Raw genomic sequence first — 17,279 nt, 5'->3', positions numbered from 1 at the left:
TTCGCCGGTGCGAGGAGGGCGAGACCTCGATGGCGCCTTGGGGGATTTACGCGGGACGGCCATTGGCCGAATATGGAAGCGGCGGAGGGGCAACAGTTTGAGTGTATCCGTTTGTCCTGCTTGCGGGGCCGGCGCACCAATGAGGCTGGCGCTACCCCATCCATCCCTTTCAATTAGGAGCGATGGCGCAATTCTCAGCTGCCCCCTTGAGAAGGCCTCGTGCCTGAGGTGCGGACATGGCTTTCATATCACCCCACTGAAGCCTGAAGATCGGGACGCCATGTACAGCGACGGATACGATCTCGGCTTGGTCGATCCGGCTGCCGATGCCGCCCGGGCCGAAGGTTTTGCCGCTCGCATAGACGAATCCGCGGTCACGCTTCTCGGATGCACTCTTCGCCCCCGAAGCGTCGTCGAATTCGGGGCGGGGACCGGTGCCTTGCTCGAAGAGCTTGCGCGGCGATGGCAATTGAGGAAAGCGCTGGGTTTCGAAGCGGCATCTCAACTGGTCGCGTCGGCTCGGCAGCGGGATCCAGCACGGGCGACGATCCGGCAAGGCTATGCCGAAGAAGCCCTCGGTGAGATTGCCGGAGGGTACGACCTCTGCCTCTCGGTAAATGTCCTTGAGCACGCCCTCAGTCCGGAGGCGTTCCTTTCCGTGTCCAGGCGTGCCCTCTCGGATGGAGGCCACGTGTTGGTGATCTGCCCGGACGGCGATGTTGCCGACACGGAGCTGTTGTTCCTCGATCATGTCTCGAGTTTCTCCCAACAGTCACTGCGGATGGTCGCGGCGGCAGCGGGATTGCACGTCACTGGGAGCGTTGCGCTGCGTGGACGGCAAAAGGGTTTTCGACTGACCCTGCTAAATTCCAACGCGACCGCGCGGGAAGCTCCCTTGGATCTCCAATACCTGTTGCTGGCACAGGCGCGCTCGGATTTCCTGAAGGGCTGGTCGGAAATTGATGATGGCGCATCAGAGTGGCTGGACGACAGGCCCTACGCGATGTTTGGAGCCGGGGAATTCCGAAATCTGCTGCGGACCTATGCCCCCCGGCTCGTCAAAGGAGCCCAAGCACTCCTGACGGACAAGCCACTCGCGGCCACTCTCGACGACCGGCCGTGGCTGAGAGCCAGCGAGTATGCTTCCGCGCATCCCCAGACTATCATAGTGGCCGCCGTAAATCCGCGAAGCTGGTTGGCGGTGGCCGGAAAGTTTCGGGGCAGCGGCATGCACATCGTCCATCCCTACCTCTTCTCCAGCCGTCTCAAGGAGCGCCTGTGAACGAGATCGATCGCTACGGGGTCAAGGAAACCGCGGTCGTTCGCGACGAGATCGATGTCCTGATTGAAGATCTCCGGCTCTCCGGCCATACGACGCTCGACGCCGGGCTGACCGGCGAGCAACTGGATGCGCTGTCCCGTGACTTTGACACCGCTGAAGTGGAGTACGCCGAACAAGCCGCGACTGCGGGCTACGACCTTTCGGCGATCGGCGAGCGCGACACTATCCGTGTCCTCCCCAAATACGCTCCGGCGTTCATGGCCATAGCCTTCAATGAGCGGCTGGCGCAGTTGCTCTCAAGGATGCTTGGTGGCTACTACATCCTCAATCAGGTCAACGGGCTGATCAATCGCGCCAACAAGAGCAAATATGGACAGGCGTCCTACCATCGCGATCTTCCCTACCAGCACTTCGTCAGTTCGCAGCCGCTTGCAATAAGTGCCCTGTTTGCGCTTGACGATTTCACAACCGAAAATGGTGCCACCCGGGTCATACCTGCCAGCCATCATCGCGAGGGTTTTCCCTCGGACGAGACGGTGCGGCGGCGTCAGATTCAGGTAACCGTGCCGCGGGGGACATTCATCATTCTGGACTGCATGCTCTATCACGCCGGATCGACCAACCACACCGACCGGAACCGGCGCGGTGTGAACCACGTTTTCACCATCCCGATGCTGCGGCAGCAGCTTCATCTTCCGGCGGTCTTGTCCGAATTTCCGGGATTGAGCGCGGATCAGAAGAAGATTCTCGGGTTTGGTCTGGACGAGTATCGCTCGGTGGACGCGTGGTTCAGCGCGCGAGCTAAGAAGTAAATCCTGCAAAGGCGGCACCGTGCACGCCCCGCTTCCGCCGCTACGGACTTGCCCGCTCGATGGTGACCGATTTGAACGCCACCGCGCCGTTTCCCAGGGCCCAGACTCGAAACTCCATAACCGATGTGTGGTCGAGCGAGAAAAGCAGCTGTTGGGGGCCGTGACTTTCCGTCAGGTCTTTCTGCGCCAGAACTATTCCGCCCGGCGCTGCAGCGGCGTCAAGGCGCAGCGCGGCAGTCGGACTGCTGCCGGCTTCGACGTCAAAGGTAAGGCGATACGTTCCCGGGGCGACGCTCACATAGGGACCATAGTACAGCGCGCCATTCGCTTCCGGCGGCGCCACCAGCGCCTTCCCGTCGCTGCGCTCTTGCAGGGAGCCCACTTGCGTAAGCGCCTGGGCGTCGGCATGAAAAGTTACCGGCTGCATGAACCGGACATCCCAACCCGGCAGCTTCGCAGCAATGTTTTCTGCAAATACAAAGATGCCAAGGTCGCCGAATTGAAGTTTCCGCGAAACGGGTAACCCGAGCGCCGCCAACCGCCCCCAGTCGATCTTGTTTGCGTCCTCCTGTGAGAGCAGAAGAAACGTCTCGCCCTTCCACGTATCGGCATTGTACCAGCGGTCCGCGGACAGGAAACGCATGGGCATCGGCAGGGCGCTGTCCAGGGTGATCTGCCGAACCAGGACATGTTCGTCGGACAACACGCTGACCGAGCCGGCGTTCCAATAGGTGGCGTAGCCATAAGTCAGCCCATTGGCTTGGAGGTAGCGAGCCAAGTCCGACAAATCGATGGTACGGGGTTTCTGCTGCACCAAGTTCAGATGCGACAGCGTATCCGACCTGACAAATGTCGGGTAGGCACTTGTCAGCAATCCGGCAAGGACCACCGCTACGCTGAGGAACTCGATGGGTCTCAGGCGCATGTCGAGAGGCGTGGCCAACGCCACGATGGCCATCGTGACCAGCGCCGGTACGAGGTAACGGGAACTGCCGATCGGATCGGCAAGGTTTGGAATGGTCGTTGCCACTTGCAGAAGGCACACCGACAGAAGCGCCAACGATCCATAGATGGCGAGCGGTCTGACCTCCTCGTGCGGCCTCGCCGATGTTGCCACCGACCGCACGATCAACGCCACCAATATGACCGCCACAATCAATCGCAGCGCGCCGTAGAGGCCGATCACGGTCAGAAGTCCGCTGCCTCCGGGTGGAGACCCGCCGAAAACCGCCAGGACCTCCTTGCCCAGCACCATGAGGTTGCTGGCGATCGCCTCGTATGGCAGCCATTGGATGGAGGACGCGTCGCGCGAGGCATTGTTTGCATGCGCAAAGGTCACTCCATAGAGGATGGTCCCGCCGCCTATCGCTGCGCAGATCGAAGCGGCCGTGCCCACCAAGGAAGCTCTTCCCACACTTGCGGGATGCAGCCTGTGTATCGACCACAGCGCTGCGGCGATGAGCGGCATCCCTATGGTAACGATTGCGCGCTGAGGATTGCCCCAGAACTCGGCGGTAATCAGCGCACAGAGCAAAACGCTCCATATGACGACGTTCTTCGTCGATCTCTCTCTCATCAGCCTGACGAGGCAGTATATCGAATACAGCGACATGTAGAGAATTGTGCCGTATGACGCCTGTCCGTAGAGATTTTCAGCCAGAACTCCGGACATGCCCGCCGCTACTGACGCGGTTATCAGCGTCCGCCGTGTCTTGCCGATCGGCGCCAGGCCGGCAGCCAGCCAGACGCTGTGCAGCACGAGTATGGATGTGACGAGGCCCGAGATCGCATGAACTGTAAAGCCGGCAGGAAGAAAAGCCAGGGCGGGAATAATAAAGAGATGGCCGAATACAACGACAATGTCATTGTTTCCATAGTACCAATCCGGCGGGAAGAAATTACGGCTTTGGACAATTTCTCGCGCCAGCAGCACCTTCATTGCGCTGTCGGAGTGAAATATGGTTTTGTATTTCACGAAAACGTAAAATACGAGGAAGCAGAAATTGATCGCCAGAATTAATAAAGCCGCGGGAAACCAATAGGACTTGGCTTTGGACAATCCCCCTGCTGGCAAATTCTGCTCAGCCGGGATTGTCCGGGACTGCTCCTGGATTGCCATGGTTCGGTTGGGCTCCCCCTAGAGCAGTTCACCGTTTCACGGAAACGGTGAGCCACTCCAACTCTTTGTTTTGGCGCAATCCCTTTGGGAAAACCGTTACACACTTTTCCTGGAATTGCCCTAGGCCGTGCACACCACCCGCAACCAGGGCCGGGCACGACAACTGGCCTAGATGGATCGTTTGGCTTCGCCTTTGTCAACCTGCACCGGCCAATCGAAGCGGGTATCAACGGTTCTTGCGAGACGGAGAGGCAACTGGAGGGCGCCTGTAGCTGCTACCCAGCCCAAAATGGACAGCTGGCATGCTACAGTCCAAATGCTAAGGCGCCGGCCGATTCGAGCAGATGGAGAAGCAAACTGGATAACCGTGCCACCGGCATTGCCCTTATTGTTGCGGCCGTATTTTTGCTCACCATGGCCCAAATCATCATCAAGTCTCGCCTGACCGAACATGGGACGGTGCCGTTCAGCTTTGAGGGGGGCTGGCCGTATCTGCTTGGTTTGCTCGCCGACCGGCAGGTTTGGATAGGAGGCCTTGGCCTCGTGGCTTCCAGCGCTCTTTGGTACGCAGGGATATCGAGAATTCCCCTATCGGTGGCCTTCCCGTTTGCAGCCCTGTCCTATCCCCTGATTTTCGCCGGTTCGATCGTGTTCCTGCACGAACGGTTCAGCTGGCAGTCCCTTGCGGGCAACGGCTTGATTGTCCTCGGCGTGGTGCTTGCGGCGACCCAATTGCCTTAGGCCGAATGTCGATTCAGCCTAAGGCGCGCGCTTGCAAGGCTGCTGTTGTCGATAAGGGGCGGGCTGCCTGCGCGAGCAGCGCTGCCTGTCACGGACGTTTTGCCACTACCAGTCGGGATCCGCCGACCGGAAGGGTGAGGCCCGCAGCCAGGATCAGGCTTTCGATCCCCATGACGGCCCGCAACGAGGCATTCAACGTCGGTCCAAGCCGCAATTCCCTGCCGGCGTCCAACTCCGGGCTCTCGCTCTTGCGCCGCCGTGACAGGAACATCAGCGGCAACAAAAGCGACACGAACGACGTGCTGTAGACGATCTCCAGCCCCACACCTTCGATCTTTTCATGCAGTTCCCGCTTTTCATAGCGCCGGAAATGAAACGACTGTTTGTCGATGTCGCTCCAAAGCCATTTGTGCTGCGGCACCGAAATGATCACGCCCCCTCCAGGCTTCACCGCGCGTTTCAGATTCTCCAGCACGTCGACATCTTCCTCGATGTGCTCGATCACGTCGAACGCCCCCACCACGTCGAATTCCGCGGCATAGGGCAATCGTCTTGCGTCCATCTGCGCAAAGCTTGCCGACGGCACGCGGGCGGCGGCAAAGGGCAGCCCTGCAATGAAGATTTCGGTCCCGACAAGCCGGACGTCGGGAAAGGCGCGAGCGATGCCGCTCAGGACAAAGCCCGTGCCACAGCCGATCTCGAGGAATGAGCGCAACTGCGGAAAGAACCGCCTCAGCGTGCGAACGATGATGGCATTGCGCGCCTCGAACCAGAAATTCCCGGCCTCGCGCCGGGCGAGTTCGGCAAAGAAGGTCTCATGGAACCCCCCGCCTTCGTTTGCCATTTCGGGCGCCCAGGCGGGGAAGCCGTTCCGGCTGGCCGGAACGAAGCCGCAGGCCGGACAGCCTGCGTCCAGTGATGCATGTTGCAGGCTGCAGCGCGGGCAAACGATCATGTGTCGGCTCAAGCCTTGCTAAACGAGCACGGCCAGGCCGAAGCCGGTCTTCCCGTAACCATTGCCGTTGTAGAGCATGTAGCGCTGCCCCCCATGATCGAACACATAGGGATACTCGATCATCTCGCAATCCCAGCCTGACTCTGAGCTCGCGATGCCCACGGCGTGGTCGAGCCGGGTCCAGTTCAGGCCGTCGGCCGACTCGGCATAGCCAATGCGATAGCGGTCGCCGCGATAGGCATACCACATGCGCCACAGCTCGCCGTCTCTCACAACCGATGGGCGAGATATCGCATATTCCTGTTCGTTCGCGAAACCGATGGCGACGCGTCCGTCACGGCGCCAGTGGATGCCGTCGTCGGAACTCGCATATTTGATATGGTAGCGGTGTCGTGGCCCATCGGCCAACTGGGTCCACCCGACGCAAGACAAGTACCACATGTGCCAGAGGCCGGCCTCATGCAGCACACAGCAGCTGCCGACAAAATGTGGCTCAGTCATCGAGCGATCAATCAGCGGACCCGCGGCGAAGCGTGAAAACGGGCCGTCAACCGACGCCGTGGCGAGGCCAATGGCATTGCGAAAGGGAACGGTGACGCCCAGATTCCAGCCGATATAGTAGAGATATCTCGTCGGACCCACGACCGTGAGCCAGCTCGCCAGGGCGCCGCTGTCATCAAATTCGCCGAGGTTTCCCGGCACCAAGACAGGCGACCGAGCTACCTCGACAATCCGCGCCGGCGACGAAAGGTCGACGATAACATAGCCGGTGTGCGAGCGTTGCGATGCATCGCGAGACCCGAAATAGATTCTGAACAGATCGCCCGATACGTGCTCGGCGATCGGCACGGTGGCGTGCGAGCGCATCCATTCGATATCGCCGGTCGGACAGAACAGGCGACCGAGTTTCTCCCATCGCACCGCGTCAAATCCTTCTCAGCCGCGAGCTCGGCACTTTCGACCGCTCCGTCGCGTTGCCGAGATAGACGCCGTCGGGCGCCGCATCCGCCAGAATTAGCGCTCCCGCGCCGATCACGCACCTCTCGCCCACCCGGATATGATCGCGCAGCGTCGCGTTGACACCCAGGAAGCAGGCCTCGCCGATGTCGACCCCGCCCGAGACCACGATATGCGAGGCAAGAAAGCAATGATCGGCAATGCGGGAGTGGTGCCCGATGTGATTGCCACTCCACAGCGTCACATTGTTGCCGATCGATGCGAAAGGTTGAACGACATTGTGCTCGAGAATGAAGCAGTTTTCGCCGATTTTGCCGTCGTTGAGGATGGTTGCCCTGGAACTGATGTAGCTCACGAAATCGTAGCCCAACGCTTTGAGCGCCAGATATTTTTCGCGGCGAAGCTCATTCAGCTTGCTGTAGCTGAGCGCCACGAACGCACTATGGCTGCTCGGCGGATATTCCCGGGTCAACGCCTCGAAGGGCACGACAGGAAGGCCCGCCAGCCGGTTCTGGGTCAGGAATGCACTGTCAACGGTGAAGGCGGCGACATCGTAAGAGGAATCGCGCGTGAAATAGTAGTGGGCAAGCTCAGCGATATCGCCTGCTCCGAATATGACGATGGGCCGCTTCATGACTTCCTGACCAGGATGGTGAATTCATAGAGACCATAGTCGTGCAGCAGTGCCACGCGCTGCGCATATTTTTTCTTGCAGATGTCGAAAAGGTGCCTTGGATCGGCATAGAAGAGATCGGCTCTTCTCTTGTCCGGATCCGAATAGGAGGTAAGGCAATTGAAGGCGAAGCCGCGCCGGCTGGTGGCATGGAGGACGTCCAGCGTCGACTCCAGATAAGCCGCCCATTCATCATCCGGACGTGTCAGCCTGACGTTGAAGATACCGCTCGCGAAGCCGAAATCGGCAATCTGCGCCGGCACGGATCCGACGGCAAACTGGGCGTTGGAATGATCACCAAAAAGTGTGGCGGCTGCTTCAATCATCTCTGCAGCCACATCGCAGCCATAGTACCGTATGCCGGGAAAGCGATCTGCGAGGAACGGCAGCAAGGCACCGTAGCCGCACCCGAGGTCGTTGACCGTGAAGTCGCCCGGCAGGTCGATCAACGATGCCAATTGTCTGAAGCGAAGGATCTGGCCTTCTTCCGTATTCCAATCCACACCCTTCGGACTGGGGCCGTGCGCCTGCACCTTGTCGCCATAGTAGCGGGCGACTTCAAGCAACATTGCCCCGCTTTTGTCCGTTGCCGGGGCGCCAATAGACGTCATGGGCATAACCATCGGTGGGTTTTCGCTCACAGAATCGTGTATCCAAGTCTAAATGGGCGGTTCCGCGAATGATACCGGAATTGAATTTTGTTTCCCCGTTGACTAGACAGCCGCTGACAAAGACGCCGGACGGCTCCGCGTTGCTGGGCGGGCCAGATGAGCGCTATCCTCTGATCGACGGCATCCCGCAACTGCTCATCCGCTCCGGCCAGGTGCAGGCCTCTTCCGACAGCCAGGCCTATTACCGCGAGCGGGCAAGCGAATATGATCATGGCATCGAGGTAATGTTTGCCATGTTCCTTGCGGACGAGGAGCAAACGCGCAGGGACATGTTTGCCCAACTCGAGCTTCGGCCGGATAGCAGGGTGCTCGAGATCGGTTGCGGAACCTGCCGCGACACCATCCATCTGCTGGATATGCCCATTGACGTATTTGCCGGCGACCTGTCCCTCGAAATGGTGCTGACGGGCCGGGACCGGCTGCTCCGCGCCGAGAAGAACACTTCACGCCTGCAGTTGTTCTGCGCCGATGTGATGCACTTGCCTTTCGCGGATGGATTCTTCGATGCGGCCTATCATTTCGGCGGCTTCAACCTGTTCCCCGACTACAAGGAAGCTTTGGCTGAAATCACCCGCGTCGTGAAGCCGAACGGGCGGGTCGTGGTCGGCGACGAAGGAATCGCGCCCTGGCTCGCGAACAGCGAATTCGCCAGGATACTGGAAAACTCCAATCCCCTGTTTCGCCATCGTGCGCCGCTGGACTGTATCCCGGTCGATGCGCGACAGGTCGGCTGCCGGTGGATTCTCGGCGGGTCCTTCTATCTGATCAGCTTCGTGAAGGGCCAGGGAGAGCCGCCGCTCAATCTCGACGTCACGTTCCCCGGACGACGGGGCGGATCGCACCGGACCCGCTATTTCGGCAAGCTGGAGGGCGTTTCCCCCGCATTGCGCGACCGAGTGCTGGATGCGGCGGCGGTCGAGGGGATATCCGTGGTCGCCTGGCTGGAAAAAACACTTGGCCGAGCTGTGCAGAATGCTCCGAGTGATGGCGTCGACGACTAGCTAGTCGCGAACCCTCTCCGGCCCAAGGGATGACCGATCTTCAACGGCGGCATGACCATCGACCTGCCCCTCAATCCCTGTCGCAGGGCCACGATGAATATCTCGAATTATCGTGTAGGGACGACGTTTGGTTTCGGACAGTATGTTGGCAATATATACGCTAAGAATGCCGAGGGTGAGCATCGTCATGCCGCCAAAGAACCAAATGGAAATGATTATGGAGGTAAATCCGGTAACGCCAACGCCATAGACAACATATCTTGTGAGGTAAAACGCCATCGTCAATACCGACAGCATTGAAATTGTGAGGCCAAAATATAGTATCAGATAAAGAATTTTGGTCGACGTCGTCATCAGATAACGCACCGCCATTTGAATGCGGCGACTGATCGAATACGTCGTAGGGGACAGGGCGTGCTTGACGACGAGCTGCGAATCCTGCCGGAAACCGGTCAGCTGAAACAGATGGGCGATGATAAACTCATGATCCTGATGGCTGACGAGCGCGGCGACGTAGGCCCGAGTCATCAGCCGCGCGATCACCAAATTACGTGGCAGCTGCAGGTCGCTCAGCGCATTGGTGATTGAGAAGAACAGCGTGCCGGTCCATCTTTCAAGGGTGCCGCCGCGTCGAGATTTCTGAACCCCGTAGACCACATCGAGCTGGCGGTCCGACATCCGGTCGGCAAAAGACAGCAGCCACTCGGGCTCTTCCTCGAGATCGCTGTCGATGAGGAACACCCGATCGCCCTTGGCGTGGGCCAGCCCGGTCATGATCGCCTTGTGGTGGCCGAAATTCCGCGACAGGTCGATGACTGTGACGTGCCGATCAACCATGCTGCGCGCGATCGCAAGGTCCAGGCTGCCATCGGGAGAGCCGTCATTGACGAGAATGATCTCGAATTCATCCCCAACCAGGTGACGCGCCACCGCAGAGACCCGGTCGCAAAACTCGGCGATATGGGGCTCTGACTTGTAGAGCGTGCTGACGACGGAAAGCTTCATAAGGGGGAACGGGTCCATTGCAGCGCCAGGCGCTTCCGCCCAACGTATCATTTCAGGTATCGTTGCCCCAGGAAAAGCAACACCGTCAACCTGGCTTCCTTCATTCTACGTCCTCGGCGCCAAAATCGGATGTCCTCACGTCCAATTTCCCAAGTTGGCTTGCTCAAGCCGGCAATTAATGGAACTGTCGTGGTTGAAGTACAGGAGGTACTTTCTTTCGGTGACACCAGTAGCGCCGTTTGGCGGGGGGACGACAGTGTCCGATTCTTTGAACAAGCCTTTGCGGACTGCAGGGTCGCTGCCTGTTGCATTCAATCGCCTGCACTTGACCGGACGGGAGATGCTCTACATCGCTGAGGCGCGGGTAGCCCAGCACATGTCCGGTGACGGGACCTTCACCAAACGCTGCCATGCCTGGATCGAGGAGCATGTCGGGTGCGCAAAGGCGCTGCTGACCCATTCATGCACGGCGGCGCTGGAGATGTCGGCTCTCCTGCTGGATATTGTTCCCGGCGACGAAATCATCATGCCGTCCTACACATTCACATCGACCGCGAATGCGTTTGTGCTGCGCGGCGGCGTGCCCGTATTCGTCGACATAAGGGAGGATACCCTCAATCTCGACGAGCGCCTGATTGAGGCCGCGATAACCCCAAGGACACGGGCGATCGTGGTGGTCCACTACGCCGGAGTGGGCTGCGAGATGGACGCCATACTCGATATTGCGCATCGGCATGGGCTGAAGGTCGTCGAAGACGCTGCCCAGGGTGCGATGGCGCGCTACAAGGGGCGGCCGCTCGGCAGCATCGGCGATCTTGGGACGCTAAGCTTCCATGAGACCAAGAACCTGATTTCGGGTGAGGGCGGGGCGCTGCTGATCAATGACCCCGAGCTGAGCCAGCGGGCTGAGATCATCCGCGAAAAGGGAACTGACCGCAGCCGGTTCTTCCGCGGCGAGGTCGACAAATACACCTGGCAGGACGTCGGCTCCTCCTATCTCCCCAGCGATTTGCTGGCGGCATTCCTGCTCGCACAGCTCGAGGATGCGGGGACGATCACCGCGGAGCGCTTGCGGATTTGGAACCGCTATCACGAGCTGCTGGCGCCGCTGGAGCAGGTCGGGCAACTTCGTCGACCAATCGTTCCGGCCGAGTGCGAACACAATGCGCATCTCTACTATGTGCTGCTGCCCGAGGGCGTTGACAGGCGTGGCGTGCTGGCCGATTTCCAGGAAAATGGCATCGCCGCCATTTTCCACTATGTTCCGCTGCACGAATCGCCGGCGGGCCGACGCTACTGCCGGACGCACGGCGAACTGCGCGTCACCACCGATGCCGCCGCGCGCCTGATCAGACTGCCGCTGTGGTTTGGCCTCAGTCTCGCTGCCCAGGAGGGCGTAGCCGCGGTGCTGAGCGCCGGTCACCGCTGAACAATCCGTAAGGGCGTTGAGCTATTCCCAGGATTCTTGGATGGGTGAAGCTGCGAGCAGATGACGAAGCGGGTGGCCATTCTCCAGTCGAACTATATCCCCTGGAAGGGATATTTCGACCTCATCGCTTCAGTCGACGAGTTCATCCTCTACGACGACATGCAATATACCCGTCGCGACTGGCGCAATCGCAACAAGATCAAGACGCCCGCCGGAGCCCAATGGCTGACCGTGCCTGTCGTGACCAAGGGAAGATATCTTCAGAAGATCCGCGAGACCGAGATAGACGGCGCCGACTGGGCTCAATCGCACTGGCGGCAGCTACAGCTAAACTACCGCCGGGCAAGCTGCTTTTCGGAAATAGCCGAATGGCTGGAGCCGCTCTATAGCCGCCACTACACGCACATATCGGAGCTGAACCACTGCTTTATCGCGGCAATATGCGGGTATTTGGAGATCACCACGGCCATCACATCGTCCAGCGCGTACCAGCTCAACGGTGCCAAAACCGAGCGGTTGGCCGACATCTGTGCCCAGGCGGGAGCGACTGTCTATGTTTCCGGGCCGTCGGCGAAGGACTACATCGTGCCTGATGTCTTCGAGCTCAAGGGCATCGATCTCGAATGGTTCGACTACGAGGGCTATCCAGCCTATCCCCAGCTCTGGGAGGGGTTCATTCACCAGGTGTCGATCCTTGATCTGCTGTTCAACTGCGGCAAGCAATCGCCTCGGTTCATGCGGTTCGTTGCCAAGCGGGCCTAGTTCAGGCGTCTAAATCGGAAAATCTAGTAAATTATTGATTTAAATACACAATCATAGATTGGCTGGGGCGCCAGGATTCGAACCTGGGAATGTCGGTACCAAAAACCGATGCCTTACCACTTGGCGACGCCCCAATAGCCGTCAGAGTCGCTTGTGCGGCGCGTTATTAGCAGAGCAGCCGAAAAGCACAATGCTTTATGAGTGAGGGCAAGAACGCCCAAATCGAGCAATCCACAATTGTCACTGGATCCTGTCGGAGCGGGCTATTCACCCCAGACAGCCAGCTCGTTGCCGGCCGGATCGACGAAGTGGAAGCGCCGGCCGCCGGGAAACGGAAAGATCGGCTTGACGATCGTGCCGCCGGCGCTTTCGACGGCGCCGAGGGTCTCCTCGAGATTGTCGCTATAGAGCACCGGCAGCGGCTTGGCCGGTGCGTCCGCGGCATCGGCCTGAAAACCGCCGTCCAGGCCTTCGGCAAAGGCTGAATAGGTCGGCCCGTAGTCGGTGAACGACCAGGCAAAGGCAGAACTGTAAAAAGCCTTCAACCGGTCCAGCGTGCCGCCAGTCGCCGGCATTTCCAGATAGTCGAGTTTTCCAGTCAGTTTCATGGCGCACCTCTTTGTTCCCTTTATGTTCTAGTCATCGAGCCCTGAGGTGGCAAGTCTTTTTGCCGCATGTCTGGACAGGGCTTTTCCTTAATCGATTGTAGCGGCCGGACGGCTTTGCCGGCGCTTGCCTTTCGCACTGCAGCATCATATCGCTCCAAAGTCGGACCAGGGTGGAACTTTCCGTTTCGCCAATCTTTCCAATCTCCTGCAACCGGAGAGCAAAGCATGACCAAATGGGTTTTCACCTTCGGCGATGGTGCGGCGGAAGGCCGTGCCGGCGACAGGAATCTGCTGGGCGGCAAGGGCGCCAATCTGGCCGAGATGTGCAGCCTGGGCCTGCCGGTGCCGCCGGGCTTCACCATCACCACCGAGGTCTGCAACGCCTATTACGCCAATGGCCATGCCTATCCGGCGGGGTTGGAAGCCGATGTCGCGGTCGCGCTCGATCAGATCGGCCGGCTGACCGGCCGCCGGTTCGGCGATCCGTCGAAGCTGCTGCTGGTTTCCGTGCGTTCCGGCGCTCGTGCGTCGATGCCCGGCATGATGGACACCGTGCTCAATCTCGGCCTCAACGACGAGACGGTCGAGGCGTTGGCCGCCGATTCCGGCGATGCGCGCTTTGCCTATGACAGTTACCGCCGCTTCATCCAGATGTATTCCGATGTCGTCATGGGCCTCGATCACGAGGTGTTCGAGGAAATCCTGGAGGACCAGAAGGGTGGATTGGGCCATGAACTCGACACCGAGTTGACGGCAGCCGAATGGCAGGGCGTCATCGAACTCTACAAGGCCAAGGTGGAGGAGGAGCTCGGCAAACCCTTCCCGCAGGATCCGAACGAGCAGCTCTGGGGCGCCATCGGCGCGGTGTTCTCGAGCTGGATGAACAACCGCGCCATCACCTACCGGCGCCTGCACGACATCCCCGAAAGCTGGGGCACGGCGGTCAACGTCCAGGCCATGGTGTTCGGCAATATGGGCGAGACCTCGGCCACCGGCGTCGCTTTCACCCGCAACCCGTCGACCGGCGAAAAGCAGCTCTATGGCGAGTTTCTGGTCAACGCGCAGGGCGAGGATGTCGTCGCCGGCATCCGTACGCCGCAGAACATCACCGAGGCCGCCCGCATCGCCGCCGGCTCCGACAAGCCGTCGCTGCAGAAGCTGATGCCGGACGCCTTCCAGTCCTTCGTCACCATCTCCGACAGCCTGGAAAAGCACTATCGCGACATGCAGGACCTCGAATTCACCATCGAGCGCGGCAAATTGTGGATGCTGCAGACCCGGTCGGGCAAGCGCACCGCCAAGGCGGCGCTGAAAATTGCGGTCGAGATGGCGAGGGACGGCCTGATCACCAAGGAGGAAGCCGTCGCCCGCATCGATCCGGCCTCGCTCGACCAATTGCTGCACCCGACCATCGACCCGAAGGCCGCGCGCGACGTCATCGGCGTCGGCCTGCCGGCGTCGCCCGGCGCTGCTACCGGCGAGATCGTCTTTTCCTCCGGCGATGCCGAGGATCTGAAGACGCAAGGCCGCAAGGCGATCCTGGTGCGCATCGAGACCAGCCCCGAGGACATTCACGGCATGCATGCGGCCGAAGGCATCCTGACGACGCGCGGCGGCATGACCAGCCATGCCGCCGTCGTGGCGCGCGGCATGGGCAAGCCTTGCGTCTCGGGCGCCGGCTCGCTGCGCGTCGACTACAAGGCCGGCACGCTGATGGCGATGGGATCGACCTTCCGCAAAGGCGAGATCATCACCATCGATGGCAGCAACGGCCAGATATTGAAGGGCGCCGTATCGATGCTGCAGCCCGAACTATCAGGCGATTTCGCCGCCATCATGGAATGGGCCGACGCGGTGCGCCGCATGAAGGTGCGCACCAACGCCGAAACACCGCTTGATGCCCGTATGGCGCGTTCTTTCGGCGCCGAAGGCATCGGTCTCTGCCGCACCGAGCACATGTTTTTCGACGGCGAGCGCATCGTCGCCATGCGCGAGATGATCCTGGCCGACACCGAGAAGGATCGGCGCACCGCCCTGGCCAAGCTTCTGCCCATGCAGCGCTCGGATTTCCTCGAACTGTTCGAGATCATGGCCGGTCTGCCGGTGACGATCCGCCTGCTCGATCCGCCGCTGCACGAATTCCTGCCCAAGACCGAAGCCGAAATCGCCGAAGTCGCCGCCGTCATGAATGTGTCGCCCGACAAGCTCAGGCAACGCACCGAGGCCCTGCATGAATTCAACCCGATGCTCGGCCATCGCGGCTGCCGGCTGGCCGTCTCCTATCCCGAGATCGCCGAGATGCAGGCGCGCGCCATTTTCGAGGCCGCCGTCGAGGCCGGCAAGAAAGCCGGCGCCCTGGTCGTGCCCGAGATCATGGTGCCGCTGGTCGGCCTGGTGAAGGAACTCGATTACGTCAAGGCGCGCATCGATGCGGTCGCCTGGAGCGTCATGGATGAGAGCGGCGTCAAGATCGAGTACCTCACAGGCACGATGATCGAACTGCCGCGCGCGGCGATCCGTGCCCATGTCATCGCCGAGTCTGCCGAGTTCTTCTCCTTCGGCACCAACGATCTTACCCAGACCACTTTCGGCATATCGCGTGACGATGCGGCCTCGTTCCTTGAGACCTACCGCCAGAAGGGCATCATCGAGCAGGATCCATTCGTCTCGCTCGACATCGACGGCGTCGGCGAACTGGTACGCATGGCCGCGCAAAAGGGCAGGGCGACGCGGCCGGACATTAAGCTCGGCATCTGCGGCGAACATGGCGGCGACCCGGCATCGATCCGTTTCTGCGAGGAGGTCGGTCTCGACTATGTGTCGTGCTCACCCTATCGCGTGCCGATCGCCAGGCTGGCGGCCGCGCAGGCCGCGGTCCAGGTGGCGAAAACGGGGCGCGGATAGGGGGATCAAAGCTTACGGTTTTGTATGAAAACTCACGCGAACGTGCTGAAGGCATTGCGTAATCTCGACATTGTTCCTGCCCAATTTGCGGACGGCCCGCCAATTGTCCCCGGAATCACATGTTGCAGATCTCACCCGCGCCGTTCCGCTCGATCCTGGTCATTCAAACGAAGTTCATCGGCGATATCGTCCTCGCCTCGACACTCGCCAGGAACCTGCAGCTCGAATTCCCCGGCGCCAGGATCGTGTTCCTCTGCGAAGCTCACTTCGAGAGTTTCGTGGTGGCGCACGGCATCGCTTCCGAGGTGGTTGCGTTCAGGCGGGCCCGCATGCGGGGCACCCCGCTGGAGCGTGGGAAAGAGCTCTATACCATGGTGCGGGCGCTGCGCGGCTTCCGCTTTGACCTGACGATCGACCTGACCGATTCCAAGACCTCGCGCCTCGTCAGCGGGCTCGTCAACGCAAAGACCCGCGTCGGCTACAATCCGCCCGAAAGGCCCCTGAAACTACTGGAGCGGCAACCCGCCAATCTGTTTGCAAAACCGCAGGGGTTTGGCGGCCAGCATTTTGTCTATCGCTATCTTTCGCCCCTTGAGGCGCTCGGCATCGATCTGCGTGTGACGGTGCCGAGCCTTCAGCCGCTGCCATCGGAGACCCTGAAAGCCCTGGCGCTTCTGGGCAAGCATCGTCTCAACCCAAACGGCTTCATCGCCGTGCATGCGGGCGCGAGCTTCAAGGGCCGGCAATGGCAGCCGGAACGGTTTGCCGAGGCTATCGACGAAATTGCAACCGACAGCGGATTGGGCATTGCCCTGGTGGGAGGGCCGGACGAACGCGAGGCCGCCGCGCAGATCATCGCCAGGACGGCGGCGCCGGTCGTCGACCTCGTCGGGTCGCTATCGCTCGAGACCTTGCTGGCTGTCCTGAAACAGGCGCGGCTGTTTCTTGGCAATGAGAGCGGCCCGATGCATATGGCCGCCGCCACGGGCACGCCGGTTGTCGGGCTCTTTGGCCTGACGCATCCGTCGCGCTGGGGGCCTGTCGGCGTGCCCAGCATCGCGCTTCGGCCGCCGATGCCGTGCGACTGCGTGGCCAAGGGCTTGTGCCGACCGAAGGACCCCAGCAAGGCGTGCTGCGTCTGGCGCCTGGAGGTGAAGCCTGTCGTCGAAGCGGCGCGCGAGCTCCTCACGCGCACCGAGATGAAGCGGGAGCGCGCTGTCTGACGGCGAGTGATCGTTAAAGGCTGTCGAATGGCTCGTGCACCAGTGCGCGGTCAAATTGCCGCGCCAGGCATTTTTCTGCTATCCATCGTCCCGATTTCCGCCTTCATGCGGGTCTTTGGATACCGGCTTGAAGAGCA

At 60.5% G+C, this 17,279-nt stretch carries 15 protein-coding genes and 1 tRNA gene; 8 read left to right on the top strand and 8 right to left on the bottom strand.

What is annotated here, in order from left to right; translation table 11 throughout:
- Positions 1 to 280: 280 nt before the first annotated feature.
- Entirely contained in the window at positions 281 to 1,282 is a 1,002-nt protein-coding gene (locus tag DBIPINDM_RS06175) for a class I SAM-dependent methyltransferase (RefSeq protein WP_258584901.1), read from the top strand.
- The gene (locus tag DBIPINDM_RS06170) at positions 1,279 to 2,094 is read left to right on the top strand and encodes a phytanoyl-CoA dioxygenase family protein (RefSeq protein WP_258584900.1); all 816 of its coding nucleotides are present in this window, start codon (positions 1,279 to 1,281) and stop codon (positions 2,092 to 2,094) included. Before DBIPINDM_RS06175 ends, DBIPINDM_RS06170 begins: the two co-directional genes overlap by 4 nt.
- A gap of 40 nt (positions 2,095 to 2,134) precedes the next feature.
- Here DBIPINDM_RS06170 and DBIPINDM_RS06165 read toward each other — a convergent pair whose 3' ends face one another.
- Positions 2,135 to 4,213, bottom strand: coding sequence for a hypothetical protein (locus tag DBIPINDM_RS06165; RefSeq protein WP_258584899.1), 2,079 nt, complete (start codon positions 4,211 to 4,213; stop codon positions 2,135 to 2,137).
- A gap of 414 nt (positions 4,214 to 4,627) precedes the next feature.
- On the opposite strand from DBIPINDM_RS06165, the gene DBIPINDM_RS06160 reads away from it, so the two are divergent.
- The gene (locus DBIPINDM_RS06160; RefSeq protein ID WP_258584898.1) at positions 4,628 to 4,954 is read left to right on the top strand and encodes an EamA family transporter; all 327 of its coding nucleotides are present in this window, start codon (positions 4,628 to 4,630) and stop codon (positions 4,952 to 4,954) included.
- Between the two features lie 88 nt (positions 4,955 to 5,042).
- Here the strand turns inward: DBIPINDM_RS06160 and DBIPINDM_RS06155 are convergent, their stop codons facing one another.
- The 4 genes from DBIPINDM_RS06155 to DBIPINDM_RS06140 form a co-directional block, all read right to left on the bottom strand.
- Positions 5,043 to 5,798: a class I SAM-dependent methyltransferase gene (locus DBIPINDM_RS06155; RefSeq protein ID WP_258584897.1), complete on the bottom strand. Its 756-nt coding sequence runs from the start codon at positions 5,796 to 5,798 to the stop codon at positions 5,043 to 5,045.
- A gap of 129 nt (positions 5,799 to 5,927) precedes the next feature.
- Positions 5,928 to 6,758: a hypothetical protein gene (locus DBIPINDM_RS06150; protein ID WP_258584896.1), complete on the bottom strand. Its 831-nt coding sequence runs from the start codon at positions 6,756 to 6,758 to the stop codon at positions 5,928 to 5,930.
- Between the two features lie 76 nt (positions 6,759 to 6,834).
- Complete coding sequence (locus DBIPINDM_RS06145) at positions 6,835 to 7,500, bottom strand: acetyltransferase (RefSeq protein ID WP_258584895.1); 666 nt, start codon at positions 7,498 to 7,500, stop codon at positions 6,835 to 6,837.
- Positions 7,497 to 8,150, bottom strand: coding sequence for a class I SAM-dependent methyltransferase (locus DBIPINDM_RS06140; protein ID WP_258584894.1), 654 nt, complete (start codon positions 8,148 to 8,150; stop codon positions 7,497 to 7,499). The genes DBIPINDM_RS06145 and DBIPINDM_RS06140 overlap by 4 nt, the downstream gene beginning before the upstream one ends.
- Positions 8,151 to 8,230: 80 nt before the next feature.
- On the opposite strand from DBIPINDM_RS06140, the gene DBIPINDM_RS06135 reads away from it, so the two are divergent.
- Complete coding sequence (locus DBIPINDM_RS06135) at positions 8,231 to 9,211, top strand: class I SAM-dependent methyltransferase (protein ID WP_258584893.1); 981 nt, start codon at positions 8,231 to 8,233, stop codon at positions 9,209 to 9,211.
- Here DBIPINDM_RS06135 and DBIPINDM_RS06130 read toward each other — a convergent pair whose 3' ends face one another.
- Positions 9,212 to 10,216 (bottom strand): glycosyltransferase family 2 protein, encoded by a 1,005-nt coding sequence (locus tag DBIPINDM_RS06130; protein ID WP_258584892.1) that lies wholly within the window; start codon positions 10,214 to 10,216, stop codon positions 9,212 to 9,214.
- A 340-nt stretch (positions 10,217 to 10,556) separates the two neighbouring features.
- Between DBIPINDM_RS06130 and rffA the strand changes: the two genes are divergently transcribed.
- Positions 10,557 to 11,645, top strand: a complete 1,089-nt coding sequence (rffA, locus tag DBIPINDM_RS06125; RefSeq protein ID WP_258589478.1) for a dTDP-4-amino-4,6-dideoxygalactose transaminase — start codon at positions 10,557 to 10,559, stop codon at positions 11,643 to 11,645.
- 60 nt (positions 11,646 to 11,705) lie between these two features.
- Positions 11,706 to 12,407: a WbqC family protein gene (locus DBIPINDM_RS06120; protein WP_258584891.1), complete on the top strand. Its 702-nt coding sequence runs from the start codon at positions 11,706 to 11,708 to the stop codon at positions 12,405 to 12,407.
- A gap of 59 nt (positions 12,408 to 12,466) precedes the next feature.
- Here the strand turns inward: DBIPINDM_RS06120 and DBIPINDM_RS06115 are convergent.
- Positions 12,467 to 12,541: transfer RNA gene (locus DBIPINDM_RS06115), tRNA-Gln, on the bottom strand.
- A gap of 129 nt (positions 12,542 to 12,670) precedes the next feature.
- Complete coding sequence (locus DBIPINDM_RS06110) at positions 12,671 to 13,015, bottom strand: VOC family protein (protein ID WP_258584890.1); 345 nt, start codon at positions 13,013 to 13,015, stop codon at positions 12,671 to 12,673.
- Between the two features lie 225 nt (positions 13,016 to 13,240).
- On the opposite strand from DBIPINDM_RS06110, the gene ppdK reads away from it, so the two are divergent.
- Positions 13,241 to 15,919: a pyruvate, phosphate dikinase gene (ppdK, locus tag DBIPINDM_RS06105; protein ID WP_258584889.1), complete on the top strand. Its 2,679-nt coding sequence runs from the start codon at positions 13,241 to 13,243 to the stop codon at positions 15,917 to 15,919.
- Positions 15,920 to 16,038: 119 nt separating this feature from the next.
- Positions 16,039 to 17,142 (top strand): glycosyltransferase family 9 protein, encoded by a 1,104-nt coding sequence (locus DBIPINDM_RS06100; RefSeq protein ID WP_258584888.1) that lies wholly within the window; start codon positions 16,039 to 16,041, stop codon positions 17,140 to 17,142.
- The last annotated feature ends 137 nt before the right edge of the window (positions 17,143 to 17,279 follow it).

The sequence above is a fragment of the Mesorhizobium sp. AR02 genome (assembly GCF_024746835.1).
In the GTDB taxonomy this organism is placed as follows: Bacteria; Pseudomonadota; Alphaproteobacteria; order Rhizobiales; family Rhizobiaceae; genus Mesorhizobium.
Note: the sequence above shows the minus strand (reverse complement) of the source record. Positions and strands in the feature narration are given on the sequence as shown.

Coding starts and splice junctions, on each gene's coding strand:
- DBIPINDM_RS06145 (WP_258584895.1), bottom strand. CDS start 7,500: ATGAAGCGGCCCATCGTCATATTCGGAGCAGGCGATATCGCTGAGCTT.
- DBIPINDM_RS06130 (WP_258584892.1), bottom strand. CDS start 10,216: ATGAAGCTTTCCGTCGTCAGCACGCTCTACAAGTCAGAGCCCCATATC.
- DBIPINDM_RS06140 (WP_258584894.1), bottom strand. CDS start 8,150: ATGACGTCTATTGGCGCCCCGGCAACGGACAAAAGCGGGGCAATGTTG.
- DBIPINDM_RS06110 (WP_258584890.1), bottom strand. CDS start 13,015: ATGAAACTGACTGGAAAACTCGACTATCTGGAAATGCCGGCGACTGGC.
- DBIPINDM_RS06155 (WP_258584897.1), bottom strand. CDS start 5,798: ATGGCAAACGAAGGCGGGGGGTTCCATGAGACCTTCTTTGCCGAACTC.
- DBIPINDM_RS06160 (WP_258584898.1), top strand. CDS start 4,628: ATGGCCCAAATCATCATCAAGTCTCGCCTGACCGAACATGGGACGGTG.
- DBIPINDM_RS06165 (WP_258584899.1), bottom strand. CDS start 4,213: ATGGCAATCCAGGAGCAGTCCCGGACAATCCCGGCTGAGCAGAATTTG.
- DBIPINDM_RS06175 (WP_258584901.1), top strand. CDS start 281: ATGTACAGCGACGGATACGATCTCGGCTTGGTCGATCCGGCTGCCGAT.
- DBIPINDM_RS06120 (WP_258584891.1), top strand. CDS start 11,706: ATGACGAAGCGGGTGGCCATTCTCCAGTCGAACTATATCCCCTGGAAG.
- DBIPINDM_RS06100 (WP_258584888.1), top strand. CDS start 16,039: ATGTTGCAGATCTCACCCGCGCCGTTCCGCTCGATCCTGGTCATTCAA.
- ppdK (WP_258584889.1), top strand. CDS start 13,241: ATGACCAAATGGGTTTTCACCTTCGGCGATGGTGCGGCGGAAGGCCGT.
- rffA (WP_258589478.1), top strand. CDS start 10,557: ATGCTCTACATCGCTGAGGCGCGGGTAGCCCAGCACATGTCCGGTGAC.